We start from the raw sequence: 17,861 nt of genomic DNA on the forward strand, positions 1-17,861 counted from the left end.
TTCGCTCGTCGGTCCGCTGTTCGTGGGGCCGCTGCCTGCGGGCCCGGTTCCGGGCGCACTCCTTCTGATGAGTTCTCTGCACCCTACGCATGTCCGGCAAACAGTTTCCTGTCGCCCGTCACATGCCTGTAAGGATCGCGCGGGTCCGGGGTGCGTGGGGGTGGCTCCGCACGGTTGGCCGGAATCCTCCTGTGGACAAGCGTGCGGGGCGGGCCCGTCCCGCGCATCGCGGGCGATGCGAGGCGGCCCGCCCCTTCGGCGGTGTCCGGAGCGGAGGCTACTGCGGGGTCATCCGCGCCGGGACGTCGGGGTGCTGCTTCAGCCAGGCGGCGACGGCCGCGTCCTCGTGGCCCTGACCGCGCTGGTTGATCTCGCTCTCCAGGCTGCCGAGCTCGTCCTCGCTCATCCTGAAGTTCTTGATCCACTTGGTGAGCTGCGGGTACTGCTCGGGGAACTTGGCGCTGGAGATGGTGCGCACGGTGTTGCCCTCGCCGAAGAGCTTCTTGTCGTCGGCGAGCTTGGTGAGGTCGTAGCGGCTGTACGCCCAGTGCGGCGACCACAGCACCACGGCCACGGGCTGCTTCCTGGCGTACGCGCGCTTGAGCTCGGCGAGCATCGCGGGCGTGGAGCCGTCGACGACCTTGTACTCCTTGTCCAGGCCGTAGCCGGGCAGGACCTTGGTCTTCAGCAGGTCCATCTCGCCGGTGCCCGGCTCGATGCCGATGATCTTCCCGCCGAAGGTGGACGCCTTGCCCTTGAGGTCCTCCAGGGACTTCACGTCCTTGACGTAGGAGGGCACGGCGATCTCCAGGGAGGTCGGCTCGTACCAGGTGCCGAGGTCCTTGAGTCTGTCCTTGCTCTTGTCCCAGTAGTTCTTCTGGGCGTAGGGCAGCCAGGCGTCAAAGTTGAGGTCGATGTCGCCGCCGGCGAGGCCCGTGTAGACCGGGCCCACGTCCATCTGCTTCATGTTCATCCGGTAGCCGCGGCGCTCCAGGACGTTCTTCCACAGGTGGGTGACGGCGATGTCCTCGTCCCACGGGAACCAGGCGACGTTCAGGGTGCGCTTGGCCTCGGCCGGCTTGGCGTCGGAGCCCCCGGGCAGCGGGGCGAGCTTGTCGACGACGCCCGGGTTGTCCTTCAGCCAGGCGCGCACGGCGTCCTGCTGGCGGCCCTTGCCCGCCTTGTTGATCTCGGCCTCGAGGCTGGTGAGCTGCTTCTCGGTCAGCTTGAAGTTCTTCAGCCAGTCGCCGACGACCGGGTCCTCGTTGGCGAAGCCCTTGCGGGCCAGCGTGTGCACGCCGTCGCCCTTGCCCCAGGAGCCCTTGGGGTCCTTCAGCTTCTTCAGGTCGTAGTCGCTGTACGCCCAGTGCGGCGACCAGAGCGTGACGACGATCGGTTCCTTCTTGCTGTAGGCGCGCTTGAGCTCGGCCAGCATGGCGGGCGTGGAGCTGTCGACGACCTTGTATTCCTTGTCGAGGCCGTAGTCCTTGAGGACCTTGCTCTTGAGCAGGCCCATCATGCCGGCGCTGGACTCGATGCCGGTGATCTTCCCGCCGAAGGTGGACGCCTTGCCCTTGAGGTCCTCGAGCGAGTTCACGTCCTTCATGTACGAGGGGACGGTCAGCTCGAGGGACGTCGGCCCGTACCAGGAGCCGAGGTCGTCGAGCTCGCTGCCGTACTTCTTCCAGTACTGGGCGTGGGTCGTCGGCAGCCAGGAGTCCGTCTCGAAGTCGACGTTGCCCTGGGCGAGCGCGGTGTAGAGCGGTCCGGCGTCGAACTGGCGGGCGTCGACCTGGTAGCCGCGCTGTTCGAGGACCTCCTTCCACAGGAAGGTGGAGGCGACGCCCTCGTCCCACGGGATGTATCCGATGGTGATCTTCTTGCCGCGGCCGACGTCGCTGCCGTCACCGGCGGCCGTCGTGCTGCCGCCGCCGGCGAAGAGGCCCATGCCGCCCGCGACCAGGGCGAGGACCACCACGCCGATCACGGCGATCTGCGGCTGCGGCCGGTAGGACCAGATCTTCAGGCCCTTGGCGGCCCGCGCCTTGGCGGCGGCACGCCGGCCGAGCGGCGAGACCTCGGTGCCCAGGGCGCTGGTCATGCGGTCGAGGTAGATCGCGAGGATCACGATGGCGATGCCGGACTCGGAGCCGAGGCCGACGTTGAGCTGGCCGATGGCCTCGTTGACGTCGCCGCCGAGGCCGCCGGTGCCGACCATGCCGGCGATCGCGGCCATGGACAGACCGAGCATGATCACCTGGTTGACGCCGGCCATCACGGTGGGCAGCGCCAGCGGGAGCTGGACGCGCAGCAGCGTGTTGCGGGGCGTGGTGCCGAACGCCTCGGCCGCCTCCACCAGTTCCTTGTCGACCTGGCGGATGCCCAGCTCCGTCATGCGGACGCCGGGCGCGAGGGCGAAGATCAGGGTGGCGACGATGCCCGCGGAGGCGCCGGTGCCGAAGAACAGGATGGCCGGGATGAGGTAGATCATCGCGGGCAGCGTCTGCATGAAGTCCAGGACCGGCCGGACGACGGCGCTGACCCGGTCCGAGCGGGCCGCCCAGATGCCGACCGGCACGGAGACGACCAGCGCGATGATCGTGGCGACGAGGACCAGTGACAGGGTCACCATCGCGTCCGACCACAGTTCCATGGAGTCGATGAACGCGAACCCCACGAAGGTGAGCACTCCGGCGAGGGAGCCGCGCAGCCACCAGGCGAGCACGGCGAAGATGCCCGCGAGCAGCAGCGGCTGCGGCGCCTGGAGGACGGCGTTGATGCCGTCGTAGGTGCCGGTGAAGACGGCCTTGAAGAAGTCGAAGAGCCAGGACATGTGGCCGAGCAGCCAGTCGACCGCGGAGTTGACCCAGTCGCCGAGCGGGATCCTAGGCACGGGCCACCGCCTTGTCGCCGCCCTTGTCCCGCGGCGCGTCGCAGCTCACCTGGCTGCTCTGCTCGTCGCCCAGGAAGCCGACGAGCCGCCGGCGCGGGACGATGCCGACGAGGTCGTGGTCCTCGTCCAGCACGGCGACCGGGTGGGGCACGCGGGCGCTGATCGCGCACAGCTCGGTGAACGGGGTGTGCGGGGTCGCGGTGTCGCAGCCGCAGTCCGCCTCGTCACCGCGCACGTCGCGGTCCATGACCGACTCCGCGGTCAGCACCCGGGACCGGTCGACGTCCTGGGTGAAGGAGGCGACGTAGTCGTCGGCGGGGCGCAGCAGGATGTCCTCGGCGGTGCCGGTCTGCACGATGCGGCCGTCGCGCATGACGGCGATCCGGTCACCCAGGCGCATGGCCTCGTTGAGGTCGTGCGTGATGAAGACGATCGTCTTCTTGAGCGTCTTCTGGAGCTGGAGAAGCTGGTCCTGCATGTCGCGCCGGATCAGCGGGTCCAGGGCGCTGAAGGACTCGTCCATCAGCAGCAGGTCGGCGTCGGTGGCCAGGGCGCGGGCCAGGCCCACCCGCTGCTGCATGCCGCCGGAGAGCTCGTCGGGCCAGGAGGACTCCCAGCCGGCCAGACCGCACAGGGCGAGCGCCTCGTCGGCGCGGCGTTCGCGCTCGGCGCGGGGCACGCCCTGCACTTCCAGACCGTAGGCGGCGTTCTCGCGGACGCTGCGGTGCGGGAAGAGCGCGAAGTGCTGGAAGACCATGCTGATCTTCCTGGAACGGACCTCGCGCAGCTCGCGGTCGCTGAGCGCGGTCAGGTCCTGGCCGTCGAAACTGACGGTGCCCGCGGTCGGCTCCAGCAGCCCGTTCAGCATCCGCAGGAGCGTGGACTTGCCGGATCCGGACAGGCCCATGACGACGAAGATCTGGCCGGGATCGACGCTGAACGAGGCGTCGATGACGGCGGCGGTGGTGCCGCCGGCGCGCAGATCCTCGCGGTCGGCACCCTGCCGTAGCTTTTCCACTGCCTCGTCCGGTCGTCGGCCGAACACCTTGAACAGGTGCTGGGCCTGAAGTCTTGAAGACACGCGTACCTCTTGTCTCGGGGCCAGGGACAGGACGCAGAGGGCCGCTAACAGTTGAAGAAAGCAACCAACTTCGATCCGAGGCGCGCCTGCCCAGACCCTTTTGGCTCAAACCAAACGTGGTCTGGTTCACAATGTCCTCGCCTCACGGCCACCAGGAATCCACGGTTTCCGCCGTCGGGTGACTGTCGGTGCCGTACGGCATGATGCGGGACGTGACCGGACGACTGATGCTCCTCGACACCGCCTCCCTGTACTTCCGCGCCTATTTCGGCGTCCCGGAGTCGATCAGGGCCCCGGACGGCACGCCGGTGAACGCCGTGCGCGGGCTGCTCGACTTCATCGACCGGCTGGTCAAGGACCACCGGCCCGACCTCCTGGTGGCCTGCATGGACGCGGACTGGCGTCCGGCCTGGCGGGTGGAGCTGATCCCCTCCTACAAGGCGCACCGGGTGGCCGTGGAGCACACCGGCGGCCCGGACGAGGAGGAGGTGCCGGACACGCTGTCCCCGCAGGTCCCGGTGATCGAGTCGGTCCTGGACGCGGTGGGCATCGCCCGGGTGGGCGTGGCGGGGTACGAGGCGGACGACGTGATCGGCACGTTCACCGCGCGGGCGAGCGGCCCGGTCGACATCGTCACCGGCGACCGGGACCTGTACCAGCTGGTGGACGACGCCCGCGGGATCCGGGTGCTGTACCCGGTCAAGGGCGTCGGCACGCTTCAGGCCACCGACGAGGCGGCGCTGCGGGAGAAGTATGGGGTCGACGGCCCGGGGTACGCGGATCTGGCGCTGCTGCGCGGCGATCCGAGCGACGGGCTGCCGGGCGTGCCCGGCATCGGTGAGAAGACGGCGGCCAGGCTGCTCGCCGAGTTCGGCGACCTGGCCGGGATCATGGCGGCCGTCGACGACCCGAAGGCGAAGCTCACGCCGTCGCAGCGCAGGCGGCTCGACGAGGCGCGGCCGTATCTCGCGGTGGCGCCGAAGGTCGTGCGCGTTGCCGCCGACGTCCCGCTGCCGGACGTGGACACGGCGCTGCCGCGCGCCCCGCGCGATCCGGCAGCGCTCGAGGAGTTGGCGGCCCGCTGGGGTCTGGGAGGTTCACTTCAGCGGCTGCTCGCCACGCTGGGGGCGTGACGGCCGCGGCGACGCGCGCCCGCCGCTCCCCGTACGGGAGAGGTACTCACCGGGGAGAGGTGCTAACTTAGGTAAACCTAAGCATGGGGAACTGGGAGGCCGTCATGGCAGAACGTCCGGCGCGCAAGCAGCGCAGGACCCACTCCGCGCAGGTCGTCCGGACCGAACGGCTGACCCCGCACATGCAGCGCGTGGTGCTCGGCGGGGACGGCCTGGCCGACTTCTCGGCGGACAGCTGCACGGACCACTACGTCAAGCTGCTGTTCCCGCCCGACGGCGTCACCTATCCCGAGCCCTTCGACCTCCAGCGGATCCGCGAGGAGCTGCCGCGCGAGCAGTGGCCGGTGACCCGGACGTACACGGTGCGCGCCTGGAACCCCGGCCAGCGCGAGCTGACCCTGGACTTCGTCATCCACGGCGACGAGGGGCTGGCCGGCCCCTGGTCGCTGCTGGCGCGACCGGGCGAGACCGTGCGCTTCCTGGGTCCCGGCGGCGCCTACGCCCCGGACGCGAGCGCCGACTGGCATCTGCTGGCCGGTGACGAGAGCGCCCTGCCGGCAATCGCGCGCTCCCTGGAGGCACTGCCCGAGGGCGCGACAGCCCACGTCTTCATCGAGGTCGCGGGCCCCGAGGAGGAGCAGAAGATCGACTCCGACGTGGAGGTGGTCTGGCTGCACCGCGGCGAGCGGCCGGTCGGCCGGGCGCTGGTGGAGGCCGTACGGGCGCTGCCGTTCCCCGAGGGCCGGGTGCACGCGTTCGTGCACGGCGAGGCCGGGTTCGTGAAGGAGCTGCGCCGGCTGCTGCGGGTCGAGCACTCCGTTCCCCGCGAGAGCCTGTCGATCTCCGGGTACTGGCGGCTCGGCCATGACGAGGACGGCTGGCAGGCCTCCAAGCGGGACTGGAACGCCCGGGTCGAGGCGGAGCAGGAGGGCGCGGCGCCGGCCGCGTGAGCCACGCACGAAGCGGCGGCGGTACCGGGTCGGTACCGCCGCCGCTTTCGCGCGGCTCAGACCGACCGCTGGTAGGAGTGGAACGTCCGTATGGACAGCCACACCGCGGCCACCGCGAGGGCCAGCAGCGCGCCGCCCCGGCTCCCCACCACGCTCCAGTCGGGATGCGCGGACATCGCGGAACGGCCCGCCACCATCGCCCAGTTGAGCGGGTTGAAGTCGGCGATGTGGCGCATCCAGCCGGGCATCTGCGCGGGGGCCATGAAGGCGGAGGACAGGAACGTCAGCGGCAGCAGCAGGAAGGTGTTGATGCCGATGATGGACTCCCGCTCCTGCACCAGCATGCCGAGCGCGTTGGACAGCGCCCCGAAGACCGTGCCGAGCAGCACCGAGGCAAGCACCAGGATCAGGACGCCGCCGACGCCGCCGGGGTAGTCGGCCCCGCCCAGCAGGCCGAGCAGCACGATGACGACCGACTGAAGGGCGGTGACGAGGCCGTTGTGGACCACGTTGCCGTTCATCAGCGCGGCCCGGCTGACCGGTGTGGTCAGGAACCGGTTGAGGGTGCCGCGCTGGATCTCCTCCAACGTGCCCATGCCGGCCCACATGTTGGAGCTGAGCGCGCTCATCACGACCACACCCGGTACCAGGTAGTCCAGGTACGAGGTGGTGCCGAAGCCGCCGAGTTCGACGACCTTCCTGAAGAGGTTGCCGAACAGGAACAGCCAGATCACGGGCTGGATCAGGGTGATGACCGCGTAGGCGGGCTGGCGTGCGAACACCGTCATCTGACGCTGGGTCATGTACCAGGTCTGGGAGATCGCGGTGCTCATCGGGCACCTCCGGCGAGGGCGAGGGCCTCGGCGCCGGCGGCTCCGCTCTCGGCCTCCGCCTCGGCGTAACGTCGGCCCGCGTAGCGGAGGTAGACGTCGTCGAGGGAGGGGCGGGCCACGGTCGCCGCGGTCACGGTGACTCCGGCGCGCTCCAGGCCTGCGAGAAGCGCGGGGATCGCGGCGGCTCCGTCGTCGGCGCGGGCGCTGATCCGGCGCCCGTCGATCAGCACCTCGTGCACGCCGGGCAGGGAACCCAGGGTGCCGGCGAGCAGCGTGCGCCCGGCCTCGCCGACCGCCTCCCGCAGTTCCATGTGGACCGCGTCGCCGCGCAGTTCGCCCTTGAGGGAGTCCGGGGTGCCCTCGACGACGACCCGGCCGCGGTCGACGATGGCGATGCGCTCGGCGAGCCGGTCGGCCTCCTCCAGGTAGTGCGTGGTGAGCAGGATGGTCAGTCCCTCCTCGCCGGCCAGGCGGCCGATCTCGTCCCACATCGCCGTACGGGCCTCCGGGTCGAGGCCGGTGGTGGGCTCGTCGAGGAAGAGGACTTCGGGCCGGTGCACCAGTCCGAGAGCGACGTCCAGGCGCCGCCGCATGCCGCCGGAGTAGCCCTTGACCGGGCGGCGGGCGGCGTCGGCGAGGCTGAACCGCTCCAGCAGTTCGTCGGCCCGCCGGTCGAGGCCGGCGCCCTTCAGACCGTAGAGCCTGCCCTGGAGCCGGAGGTTCTCACGGCCGGTGGCGACCGGGTCGGCGCCGGAGTTCTGCGCGACCACGCCGATGGCGCGCCGCACCCGGTCCGGGTGGCGCAGCACGTCGTGGCCGGCCACGGTCGCCTCGCCGGCGTCGGGGCGGGCCAGGGTGGTGAGGATCTTGACGGTGGTGGACTTGCCGGCGCCGTTCGGACCGAGGAGGCCGAAGACGGTGCCCGGCTCGACGGTGATGTCCATGCCGTTGAGGGCGGTGACGTCGCCGGAATAGGTCTTGATCAGCCCGCGCGCCTCGACGGCGGGTGCCCGGGTGGGACTCATGGCGGAGCTCTCCTGGATGAGTGGTGCGTGGATGGGTGGCGAAGATGGCCGAATGATCCACGTGAGAGCGCCGGGCTATCCTGGGTGTGCCGCACCTCGATCGCCCGGAGAAGCCTCACGGTGGATTCGGCTTCGGGGTTCGAGACCCCGGCGGGACTGCTGCAACAGCCCTGCCGGGGTCTGTCTCATGGCGAGTTCACTTCTGGTAGTGGCGTTCCTCGGCTTCCTTGAACTCCGCGGGGATCTCCCCCGTCTCGTGGAACCGGCGCCAGCCCTCGACGCCCGGCAGCGAGCCCTCGCGGATCTCGCGGGCGAAGCCGCGGACCCACTCCGTCTCCGCCTCGGCCATGTGCTGGTGGTACTCGACCTCTATGAGGAACAGGCGCGGCAGCGTCTCGTAGAGCTTGTCCAGAACCGCCCGTCCGCTCGCCACCCGCATTTCCAGGGCGGTCAGCCGTTCCTCCAGCAGCCGCACGACGTCGTCCGGGGGCAGCGCCCCCAGCAGCGAGAGCGCGGTCTCGAAGATCGGGTACTCCTTGGCCGGCACGGCGACGAGGTCCGACAGCCACCGCGTCATCTCCTCACGGCCGGACCCGGTGAGCGCGTAGATCGTGCGCTCGGGGCGGTTGCCCCGGCGCTCGACGTCGACCACCTCGACGAAGCCGCGCTCCTCCAGGTTCTGCACGACCGTGTAGAGCGAGCCGTAGTTGATCTTTGTGCTGGCGTCCTTGCCCTGACGGCGCAGGGTCCGCGCGATCTCGTAGGGGTGCATCGGTTTCTGCCAGAGCGTGGTCATCACGGTCAGCGCGAGCGGATTGCTCAGCCTTCTGCGCCCGCCGGCCATCACCGTCACCTCGCTTCCGAATATCCGGCCACGAACATATCGCGTCTCGACGCGCACGTCAACGTACGCGATATATCGTGGTCCCGGTAGCGGCATTCCAGCGTCAGTCCCCCGGAGGCGGGCGTGCAGATGCATGCTCCTGCCCACCGGCCGGGCGGTCGGCGCACCGGTTTCCCGGGGCCGTGGGCGGCCTCGTAGGCTTTCGGTCGATGCGACGCAAGACCCGTACCCCGCCCTCTCCCCTGCCGCAGCGCCGCGGGGTGGACCCGGTGCGGATACGGCTGCCCGCCGCCGGGTCCTGGGCCACCGTGCGGGCGTATCTGGTGGAGCGTTTGTCGGGGGCCGGGCCCGGGGTGGTCGGGGCCATGGTCGACGCGGGCCTGGTCGTCGGGGCCGACGGCCGGGCGGTGGCGACCGACGCGCCGTACGAGCCCGGCATGTACGTGTGGTTCCACCGGGAGCTGCCCGAGGAGGTGCCGGTGCCCTTCCCGCTCCGGGTCGTGCACCGTGACGAGCACCTCGTCGTCGTCGACAAGCCGCACTTCCTCGCCACCACCCCGCGCGGCTCACACGTCGCCGAGACGGCGCTGGCACGGCTGCGCCGGGAGCTGGGCATCCCCGCGCTGAGCGCCGCACACCGCCTGGACCGGCTCACCGCCGGGCTGGTGCTGTTCACGGTGCGGCCCGAGGAACGCGGCGCCTACCAGGCGCTCTTCCGTGACCGGCTGGTGCGCAAGGAGTACGAGGCGGTGGCGCCGTACGACCCGGCACTGACCCTGCCGCGGACCGTGCGCAGCCGGATCGTGAAGGAGCGCGGGGTCCAGGCCGCTCGCGAGGTGGCGGGCGACCCGAACGCCGTCACGCGCGTGGAGCTCGCCGAGCACCGCCCGGACGGGCTCGGGCGGTACCGGCTGGTGCCCGCCACCGGGCAGACGCACCAACTGCGGGTGCACATGAACGCGCTGGGCGTACCGATCCTGGGCGACCCCCTCTACCCGGTGGTGACCGACCCCGTGCCCGCCGGTGACTTCCGGCGCCCGCTGCAACTCCTGGCGCGGACACTGGAGTTCACGGACCCGGTCACGGGGACGGAGCACCGGTTCACCAGCGGGCGGGCGCTTCGGGCCTGGTCCGACTTCGCGGGCTGGGCGGGTCGTCAGTAACCGCGCCACCAGCGCAGGAGGCGCTGCCAGGCACCCTGGGGGCGGTCCGCGCCGTCGGCCGGTGCGGGGTGCGGGTCCTCGGCGGCCGGTGCCACACCCGGCTCCACGGCGGCCGCCGGTTCCGGCACGGCCGAGCCCGTGGCCGACGGGTCCGGCACCCCCGAGCGCGCGGCGGCCGGCTCCGGCACCCCCGAGCGCGCGGCGGCCGGCTCCGGCACCGCCGAGCCCGTGGCCGACGGCTCGGGCGACCGCTCCGGCCGCCGCCCCGCGGTCGCGCTGCCGATCTCCCACTCCGGGCGCGACGGCTCAACCGGGTGCGGGGTGTGGCTCGGCTTGGATCGCTCGTCCTGCTGCGGCCGCGGCGTGAACCGCACCGGCAGCTCCAGCAGATGGCGGGAGGCGATCGACTCCGTCCAGCGCAGTTCCGTCTCCTCGCAGTCGAGCCGGACGTCCGGCAGCCGGGTCAGCAGCATGTCGACGCCGACGTCGGCGATGGCACGCCCGACGTCCTGGCCGGGGCACTCGTGCGGGCCGCCGCCGAAGGCGAGGTGGGAGCGGTTGCCCTGCATGTCCGCCGTCGGACCGGGCCGCACCCGGGGATCGGCGTTGCCCGGCGCGATGCCCAGCAGCAGCCCGTCACCCCGGCGAATGCGCCGGCCACCGAGTTCCGTCTCCTGCTTGGCGAAGTAGCCGAAGATGGTGCTGAACGGCGGCTCGTCCCACAGGGACTGCTCGACCGCCTCCGGCACGGTCATCTGACCGCCGTTGAGCTGGGCCCGGAAACCGGGCTCGGTCAGAACCCGGCGCACGGTGTTGGCCAGCAGGTTGGCGCTGGCCTCGTAGGTGCCGATGAGTACGACGCGCAGATGCTGGCCGACCTCCTCGTCGGTCAGGCCCGCCGGCTGGTCGATGAGGTGGCTGGTGAGGTCGTCCTCGGGCCGGGCCCGGCGGCGGACGGCGAGCCGAAGCAGGCAGTCCATGATGTACTCGTTGCTGGCGATCGCGGTCTCGGTGCCCTTGAGCATGTCGCGGGCGGCCTGCACGATCCGGTCGTTGTACTCCTCCGGCATGCCGAGGACCTGGCACATCACCGCCATGGGCAGATGCTCGGTGAACCGGGCGACGAGGTCGGCGCGGCCCGTCTCACAGAACCGGTTGACCAGGCGCTGGGTGGCCCGGCCGATGTGGCGGCGCAGGGCACGGAAGTCGATGAACTCCAGGGCGCCCTGCACGGCGCCGCGCAGCCGCCTGAGTTCCTCGCCCTCGGCGTGCGCGCAGATCGGCTGCCAGGCGATGTGCGGCATGAGCGGATGGTCGGGCTTGACCGTGCCGTCCCCGAGCGGCGTCCAGATACGGCTGTCCTTCGTGAACTGCGAGGGGCTGCTCACCATGTGCAGGTTCTCGGCATGGCCGAGGACCACCCACATCGGCACGTCGTCGTGGAGCAGTACGGGCGCCACCGGGCCGTACTGCTCGCGGAGTTGCTCGTAGAGGACTCTCAGGTCCCGCGCCTCGTGGAGCCGGTGCAGTCCTCCGGGCCCGGTGCCGTGCGCGGGGCAGCCGGGCGGCGGGGCGGGGGCGAGGTCGTCCGGACCGGTCGGGGAATCGTGTTCAGGCGTCACGGCGGTCGCTTTCGGGGAACGGAGGAGGTGTGGGTGCGCGGACGGGCCGGCCGGCGCGGATCAGACGGTCGAGCCGGTCACGGCGAGGGAGTGCAGGAAGCGTGTCAGCGTCAACAGCACGTCACGGCTGGAGGAACGGCGCCGCGCGTCGCACTCGACGATCGGGATCTCCTCGGGCAGGTCGAGCGCGGCACGCAGCTCCGGGACCGGGTGACGGGGGGCGTCCGGGAAGGAGTTGACGGCGACGACGAAGGGCACGCCGCGCTCCTCCAGGCGGCCCATGACGTCGAAGCTGACCTCCAGCCGGCGGGTGTCGGCCAGCACCACCGCGCCGAGCGCGCCCTCGAACAGCCCGTTCCACAGGAACCAGAAGCGCTGCTGGCCGGGGGTGCCGAAGAGATAGAGCACCAGGTGGTCGCTGACGGTGATCCGGCCGAAGTCCATCGCCACGGTGGTGGCCGTCTTGGACTCCGAGCCGTAGTCGTCGTCGACGCCGATACCGGCCTGCGTCATCGTCTCCTCGGTGGTCAGCGGCCTGATCTCGCTGACCGAGCCCACCATGGTCGTCTTGCCGACCCCGAAGCCGCCGACGATCACGATCTTGGCCGCGGTCCGGACCGTGTGCGGCAGATGGTCCTCAATACGCGGGCCGGGGAGGGCGTCAGAGCCTTTGAAGTCCATGCATCACCGCTTCGAGGAGGTGTCGGTCGGGGACCGCCCGGCGGACGATCGGCGCGCGGGCCTGCACAAGGCCGGCCGCGAGCAGCTCGGTGATCAGCGCCGTCGTCGCGCTGAACGGCAGGCCGAGGTAGGCCGACAGCTCGGCCACGGACAGCGGGGCGGCGCACAGCCGCACCAGCGCCACCTGCTCCGGGGTGGCGGACGGCGGCGGCTCGGCGCGCGCCACGATCAGGGTCACCAGGTCGACGGCCGCGCGGGCGCCGTCCTCGCCCGCCCCGGCGACCACGTACAGCCGCTCGGGGTTCTTCTCCTCGCCCTGCCCGGCGGATTCGGGGGGCGGCGGGGGCGGTTCGTGCCCGGGGGAACGCCTCTGGCGCCGCGGAGGGCTCATACGGTCTGCCCGCCCCGCCGCGGCGGACTGGTCAGGTGGGCGCCGATGCGGACCACGAGGTCGCGCATGCGGGCGCTCATGAGTCCGGGTTCGGTGCGGATGTCGGCGAGCACCGCGAGATAGGCGTTGGCCCCGGCGGACATGAGGTAGAAGTAGCCGCCGTCGATCTCGATGACGACCAGCTTCATCCGGCCGTCGCTGCCCGGGATCTCCACGGCGACGGCGGACGCGAGGCTCTGGAGTCCGGCGCAGGCCGCGGCGACCCGGTCGGCGGCGTCGCCGTCGCCGCCGTAGCGGGCGATGCGCAGGCCGTCGGCCGAGAGGACCACGATCATCCCGATGCCGGGCACGCTGTCGTGGAGCTCCTTGAGCATCCAGTCGAAGTTGGCTCGCTGCTGGATCACTTGAGGTCCCCCTCGTCGTCGGCCCGGACGTCGGCCTCGGCACGGGCCGGCTCCTCGATCAGATGGAGATACGCGGTCGGTTCCCGGGTGAACGCGGTCGGGTCCGGACCCGGGTTGTCCTTCTTCAGCCCGTCCCAGAACGCCTCGACCCACAGGCCCGGTTCGGGGTCCTTCCTGCTGGGCGCGGTCCCGGGTCCGGACGCGGCCCGCACCGCCCCGCTCTCCCGCTCGGCCTGCTCGGCGGCGGCCTGCTCGGCGACACGCCGGCCCAGCGGGGCCCTGGCCCGGCTGCGGCGCTGCGGCAGGCCGCCCGCCGTCCACTCGGTGACCTCGGGGACCTCGTCGTCCGCCGAAAGGACCGCGGCGGGGACGCGGGGGCTGGTGGGGCGGCGTCTCTTCGGGGCGCGCTCGGGGCCCGCCACCGCGTCCTCCCCCGGACGCGGCACGGAGGTGGCTCCGATGCCGTGGGCGAGCCCCGGAGCGGGTTCGGTGGTCGTCATCTCGCCGGGCACCACGAGGACCGCGCGGACACCGCCGTACGCGGAGGCCCGCAGGGAGACCTGCATCCGGTGCTTCGCGCACAGCCGTCCCACGACCGCGAGGCCCAGGCGGGGGGTGTCACTGAGGTCCAACGGATCGACGCCGGCCCTGGCCGCCTCGAGCAGCCGCTCGATCCGGGCGCGTGTCTCCTCGTTCAGGCTGACGCCGCCGTCCTCGATCTCGATGGCGACGCCGGTCTGCACCTCCACGGCCGTGACGTGCACCTTGGTCTGCGGCGGCGAGTAGCGGGTGGCGTTGTCGAGGAGTTCGGCCGCGGCGTGGATGACGGGCTCGACGTCGACGCCCTTGATGTTGACCTTGGCGATGGAGTGCAGCTCGATCCGCCGGTACTCCAGGATCCGGGACATGGCACCGCGCAGCACGCTGTAGAGCGTGACCGGGTTGGGCCACTGGCGGCCGGGGCGACCGCCGCCGATGACGGAGACGGAGTCGGCCAGCCGGCCGATCAGCGCGGTGCCGTGGTCGATGCGCAGCAGGTCGTCGAAGACCTCGGGGCTGCGGCCGTGGTCCTCCTCCATCTCCCTGAGTTCCCTCGCCTGTTGGTGCACGATCGCCTGGACACGCCGGGCGATGCTGACGAAGGCGCGCTGGGTGGAGTCGCGGATGTTCTCCTCGTCGTCCACGATCTTGAGGATCATGCGCACCACCGCGCGCTGCGACTGAGGGATCCCGCGCCACTCGGGGTGTCCGTCGACGATGTCGCGCATCACCTCGGCGGGTGTGTGGTTGCCGCGCAGGTGGTCGATGGCGGCGGGCAGGACGTCCGAGGCGAGACGGTGGATCTCCCGGTCGTGGGCGGCCAGGCGCCTCTCCAGGTCCGCGGTGCGCCGGGCGTACTGGGCCCGCTCGTCCCGGATGACGCGCCCGCGGCGCACCGCCTCGGCGCCCGTGGTGAGCACCAGCAGGGTGGCGACGGCGCCGCAGCAGGCGACGGCGAGGCGGGCCGGGTCCGGCACCAAGGCGACGGCGGCCCCGGTGGCCGCCGCCATCACCAGTGCGGGCAGCAACAACACGCGCGCGTAGGGAAGTTCACGGCCACCGGGGGGCGATTGAACACTCACCATGTAAGCCCTCTGAGGAGAATCGGCTGGGTTCGGGCAGCTTCCAGTGGGGGTACGTCATGAAATCGACGCGGATTTCGGCGCGTTCGAGGACGCTTGGGAGCAAGCTCGCGAACAACCTCAACTCGCTGCGCCGCGGGCGAGCATAATCCGGTCGGATCATCGCCATGTCATATTCAGCAAGGGCCTGAAACGGGGCGCACCACGGGAGTACGCTCGGGATATTTGCACGCCCCGACACGATTCGAACACGCACCGTGACGCGGTACGGACATACGAAAACCACATGGCCCCGGCAGCACTCGCCGGGGCCATGTGGTTCGATGCGATCGTCCGGCTCCGCCTACCCGACCGAGGAGTAGGCCACGACGCCCCGGAGCAGCCCGTCCACCGCCTTGCGCGCGTTCTTGGCCACCAAGGAGCCCTCCACCGGCGCCGCCGCGGAGATCTGGCCCAGCACGTCGATCACCTGCTTGCACCAGCGCACGAAGTCGCCCGCCGGCATCTCCACCTCGCGCAGCACCTCGTCCAGGCCCTTGCCGGAGGCCCACATGTACGCGGCCCAGGCGAAACCGAGGTCGGGCTCACGCTGGCCGACCCCCTCGGTCTGGTTGATGCGGAAGTCCTCCTCCAGCGCGTCGAGGCGGCCCCAGATCCGCACCATCTCGCCGAGCGCCGCCTTCGCCTTCCCCGAGGGAAGCTTGGGCGCCGTCGCGTCGTCGCTGACCCGCGCCTCGTACACCAACGCCGAGACGCAGGCGGCGAGTTCGGCCGGCCCCAGCCCCTCCCAGACCCCCTCGCGCAGGCATTCGCTGGCCAGCAGGTCGAGTTCGCCGTACAGCCGGGCCAGCCGCTTGCCGTGCTCGGTGACCTCGTCGCCGCGCAGGTAGTCGAGCTCCGTCAGCAGCGCGACGATCCGGTCGAAGGTGCGCGCGATGGTGTTCGTACGCCCCTCGATGCGGTGCTCCAGATGCCTGGTGTCGCGCATCAGCCGGTGGTAGCGCTCGGCCCAGCGGGCGTGATCCTCGCGGTCGTCGCACCCGTGGCAGGGGTGGGCGCGCAGCGCGGCGCGCAGCCGGGCGATCTCGCGGTCGTCGGCTGCCTGGGAGCGCTGCTTGCGGTGCCGCTCCGCCGAGATGTGCCCGGCCTTGGTGCGCAGCGCGGAGGCGAGGTCGCGGCGGGACTGCGGGGAGCGCGGGTTGAACGACTTCGGGATCCGCATCCGCTCCAGCGGCTCCACGGGCACCGGGAAGTCGATGGCCGCCAGCCGCTTGACCTGACGCTCGGCGGTCAGCACCAGCGGGCGCGGGCCGTCGTGGTACTCCAGGCCGCGGTGGCCGTTGGAGCGGCCCGCGGGCAGGCCCGGGTCCAGCACCAGCGCCAGGCCCGCGAACTTGCCGGTGGGGACGTGGATGACGTCGCCCGGCTTGAGCTTCTCCAGGGCGACGGCGGCCTCGGCACGCCGCTGGGCCGCGCCCTGCCGGGACAACTCGGTCTCACGGTCCTTCAGTTCCCGGCGCAGCCGCGCGTACTCCGTGAAGTCGCCGAGGTGGCAGGTCATGGAGGCCTTGTAGCCCTCGAGGCCCTCCTCGTTGCGCTGCACCTGCCGGGAGATACCGACGACCGACCTGTCCGCCTGGAACTGCGCGAAGGAGGTCTCCAGCAGCTCGCGCGAGCGGTGCCGGCCGAACTGGTCCACCAGGTTGACCGCCATGTTGTACGACGGCCTGAAGCTGGAGCGCAGCGGATAGGTGCGGGTGCCGGCCAGACCCGCCAGGTGCTCGGGGTTCATACCGCGCTGCCACAGCACCACCGCGTGGCCCTCGACGTCGATGCCGCGGCGGCCGGCGCGGCCGGTGAGCTGGGTGTACTCGCCGGGGGTGATGTCGGCGTGCTGCTCGCCGTTCCACTTCACGAGCTTTTCCAGGACCACCGAGCGGGCCGGCATGTTGATGCCGAGGGCGAGGGTCTCGGTGGCGAAGACCGCCTTGACCAGGCCCTGCACGAACAGTTCCTCGACGACCTCCTTGAAGGTCGGCAGCATGCCCGCGTGGTGGGCGGCGATACCGCGCTCCAGGCCCTCCAGCCACTCGTAGTAGCCGAGGACGTGCAGGTCCTCGGCCGGGATGGCGGCGGTGCGCTCCTCGACCAGGGCGCGGACGCGCTCGCGCGCCTCCTCGTCGTTGAGTCTCAGGCCCGCGTACAGGCACTGCTGGACGGCGGCCTCGCAGGCGGCGCGGCTGAAGATGAAGGTGATCGCGGGCAGCAGGCCCTCGGCGTCGAGGCGCTCGATGACCTCGGGGCGGCTCGGGGTCCAGATCCGGGACCGCTGTCTGCGTTCCCGCTCGCGGTCGGCCTCGCGCATCGCACGGCCGCGCCGGCGGTCCTGGAACGAGGGGCGGCTGGCCTCCATCCGGGCCATGCGCGTGAGGTCGGGGTTGACCGCCCTCCGCCGGCTCTCGCCCTCCTCGAACAGGTCGTACATCCGGCGCCCGGCCAGCACGTGCTGGAACAGCGGCACGGGCCGGTGCTCGGAGACGATCACCTCGGTGTCGCCGCGGACGGTGTCCAGCCAGTCGCCGAACTCCTCGGCGTTGGACACGGTCGCCGACAGGGACACCAGGGTCACCGACTCCGGCAGGTGGATGATCACTTCCTCCCACACGGCGCCGCGGAAGCGGTCGGAGAGGTAGTGCACCTCGTCCATGACCACGTAGCCGAGACCGAGCAGGGTCTGGGATCCCGCGTACAGCATGTTCCGCAGCACCTCGGTGGTCATCACGACCACCGGGGCTTCGGAGTTGAGGCTGTTGTCGCCGGTCAGGAGGCCGACCTTGCCGCTGCCGTAGCGACGGCACAGGTCGGCGTACTTCTGGTTCGACAGCGCCTTGATCGGCGTCGTGTAGAAGCACTTCCGGCCCTGCTGGAGGGCGAGGTGGACGGCGAACTCGCCCACGATCGTCTTGCCGGAGCCCGTGGGCGCGGCGACCAGTACGCCCTTGCCCGCCTCGAGCGCCTGGCAGGCCTCGATCTGGAACGGGTCGAGGCCGAAGTCGTACATCTCGCGGAATCCCGCGAGCGCGGTGGCCTGCTCGGCAGCTCGCCTGCGCGCTGCCGCGTACCGCTCGGCCGGTGAAAGGTCCTCTGTCATCGTGCTTTCGAGCGTACCGGGCCGCACCGACAACAGGACGATCATTATCCCGATCGTCCCGGGCGCGG

General features: G+C 71.3%; 14 protein-coding genes. 3 read left to right on the forward strand and 11 right to left on the reverse strand.

The annotated features are described in order from the left end of the window. Nucleotides 1-277 precede the first annotated feature (277 nt). On the reverse strand, nt 278-2,893 hold the full coding sequence (locus OIE49_RS08265) for an ABC transporter permease/substrate binding protein (RefSeq protein ID WP_326801752.1): 2,616 nt from the start codon (nt 2,891-2,893) through the stop codon (nt 278-280). Next, nucleotides 2,886-3,974, reverse strand: a complete 1,089-nt coding sequence (locus OIE49_RS08270) for a quaternary amine ABC transporter ATP-binding protein (protein ID WP_100567778.1) — start codon at nt 3,972-3,974, stop codon at nt 2,886-2,888. The genes OIE49_RS08265 and OIE49_RS08270 overlap by 8 nt, the downstream gene beginning before the upstream one ends. Before the next feature lie 203 nt (nt 3,975-4,177). Here OIE49_RS08270 and OIE49_RS08275 point away from each other — a divergent pair, with 203 nt between their 5' ends. After that, nucleotides 4,178-5,107, forward strand: coding sequence for a 5'-3' exonuclease (locus tag OIE49_RS08275; RefSeq protein WP_326806173.1), 930 nt, complete (start codon nt 4,178-4,180; stop codon nt 5,105-5,107). Between the two features lie 104 nt (nt 5,108-5,211). Then, on the forward strand, nt 5,212-6,057 hold the full coding sequence (locus OIE49_RS08280) for a siderophore-interacting protein (RefSeq protein ID WP_326801753.1): 846 nt from the start codon (nt 5,212-5,214) through the stop codon (nt 6,055-6,057). Between the two features lie 56 nt (nt 6,058-6,113). Here OIE49_RS08280 and OIE49_RS08285 read toward each other — a convergent pair whose 3' ends face one another. The 3 genes from OIE49_RS08285 to OIE49_RS08295 form a co-directional block, all read right to left on the reverse strand. Further along, on the reverse strand, nt 6,114-6,890 hold the full coding sequence (locus tag OIE49_RS08285) for an ABC transporter permease (protein WP_326801754.1): 777 nt from the start codon (nt 6,888-6,890) through the stop codon (nt 6,114-6,116). Continuing rightward, nucleotides 6,887-7,915 (reverse strand): ATP-binding cassette domain-containing protein, encoded by a 1,029-nt coding sequence (locus OIE49_RS08290; RefSeq protein WP_326801755.1) that lies wholly within the window; start codon nt 7,913-7,915, stop codon nt 6,887-6,889. The genes OIE49_RS08285 and OIE49_RS08290 overlap by 4 nt, the downstream gene beginning before the upstream one ends. A 196-nt stretch (nt 7,916-8,111) precedes the next feature. Beyond that, on the reverse strand, nt 8,112-8,759 hold the full coding sequence (locus OIE49_RS08295) for a PadR family transcriptional regulator (RefSeq protein WP_326801756.1): 648 nt from the start codon (nt 8,757-8,759) through the stop codon (nt 8,112-8,114). A gap of 209 nt (nt 8,760-8,968) precedes the next feature. Here OIE49_RS08295 and OIE49_RS08300 point away from each other — a divergent pair, with 209 nt between their 5' ends. After that, nucleotides 8,969-9,922, forward strand: a complete 954-nt coding sequence (locus OIE49_RS08300) for an RluA family pseudouridine synthase (protein WP_326801757.1) — start codon at nt 8,969-8,971, stop codon at nt 9,920-9,922. Here the strand turns inward: OIE49_RS08300 and OIE49_RS08305 are convergent. From OIE49_RS08305 to OIE49_RS08330, 6 genes are all read right to left on the reverse strand, one after another. Beyond that, a complete protein-coding gene (locus tag OIE49_RS08305) occupies nt 9,916-11,544 on the reverse strand; it encodes a cytochrome P450 (protein ID WP_326801758.1) in 1,629 nt (542 codons plus the stop codon). The two genes, OIE49_RS08300 and OIE49_RS08305, sit on opposite strands and share 7 nt — an antisense overlap. A 60-nt stretch (nt 11,545-11,604) precedes the next feature. Next, on the reverse strand, nt 11,605-12,225 hold the full coding sequence (locus tag OIE49_RS08310) for a GTP-binding protein (protein ID WP_100567771.1): 621 nt from the start codon (nt 12,223-12,225) through the stop codon (nt 11,605-11,607). Beyond that, nucleotides 12,206-12,616, reverse strand: coding sequence for a DUF742 domain-containing protein (locus tag OIE49_RS08315; protein WP_326801759.1), 411 nt, complete (start codon nt 12,614-12,616; stop codon nt 12,206-12,208). Before OIE49_RS08315 ends, OIE49_RS08310 begins: the two co-directional genes overlap by 20 nt. Further along, nucleotides 12,613-13,020: a roadblock/LC7 domain-containing protein gene (locus OIE49_RS08320; RefSeq protein ID WP_100567769.1), complete on the reverse strand. Its 408-nt coding sequence runs from the start codon at nt 13,018-13,020 to the stop codon at nt 12,613-12,615. The genes OIE49_RS08315 and OIE49_RS08320 overlap by 4 nt, the downstream gene beginning before the upstream one ends. Next, nucleotides 13,017-14,645 (reverse strand): ATP-binding protein, encoded by a 1,629-nt coding sequence (locus OIE49_RS08325; protein WP_326801760.1) that lies wholly within the window; start codon nt 14,643-14,645, stop codon nt 13,017-13,019. The genes OIE49_RS08320 and OIE49_RS08325 overlap by 4 nt, the downstream gene beginning before the upstream one ends. A gap of 340 nt (nt 14,646-14,985) precedes the next feature. Next, nucleotides 14,986-17,838, reverse strand: a complete 2,853-nt coding sequence (locus OIE49_RS08330; RefSeq protein ID WP_326801761.1) for a DEAD/DEAH box helicase — start codon at nt 17,836-17,838, stop codon at nt 14,986-14,988. Nucleotides 17,839-17,861 lie beyond the last annotated feature (23 nt).

This window comes from Streptomyces sp. NBC_01788, from assembly GCF_035917575.1.
GTDB lineage: Bacteria > Actinomycetota > Actinomycetes > Streptomycetales > Streptomycetaceae > Streptomyces.

Excerpts from the sequence above, each read along its gene's own strand:
- OIE49_RS08275 (WP_326806173.1), top strand. The coding sequence starts at position 4,178 with ATGCGGGACGTGACCGGACGACTGATGCTCCTCGACACCGCCTCCCTG.
- OIE49_RS08280 (WP_326801753.1), top strand. The coding sequence starts at position 5,212 with ATGGCAGAACGTCCGGCGCGCAAGCAGCGCAGGACCCACTCCGCGCAG.
- OIE49_RS08285 (WP_326801754.1), bottom strand. The coding sequence starts at position 6,890 with ATGAGCACCGCGATCTCCCAGACCTGGTACATGACCCAGCGTCAGATG.
- OIE49_RS08290 (WP_326801755.1), bottom strand. The coding sequence starts at position 7,915 with ATGAGTCCCACCCGGGCACCCGCCGTCGAGGCGCGCGGGCTGATCAAG.
- OIE49_RS08295 (WP_326801756.1), bottom strand. The coding sequence starts at position 8,759 with ATGGCCGGCGGGCGCAGAAGGCTGAGCAATCCGCTCGCGCTGACCGTG.
- OIE49_RS08300 (WP_326801757.1), top strand. The coding sequence starts at position 8,969 with ATGCGACGCAAGACCCGTACCCCGCCCTCTCCCCTGCCGCAGCGCCGC.
- OIE49_RS08310 (WP_100567771.1), bottom strand. The coding sequence starts at position 12,225 with ATGGACTTCAAAGGCTCTGACGCCCTCCCCGGCCCGCGTATTGAGGAC.
- OIE49_RS08315 (WP_326801759.1), bottom strand. The coding sequence starts at position 12,616 with ATGAGCCCTCCGCGGCGCCAGAGGCGTTCCCCCGGGCACGAACCGCCC.
- OIE49_RS08325 (WP_326801760.1), bottom strand. The coding sequence starts at position 14,645 with ATGGTGAGTGTTCAATCGCCCCCCGGTGGCCGTGAACTTCCCTACGCG.
- OIE49_RS08330 (WP_326801761.1), bottom strand. The coding sequence starts at position 17,838 with ATGATCGTCCTGTTGTCGGTGCGGCCCGGTACGCTCGAAAGCACGATG.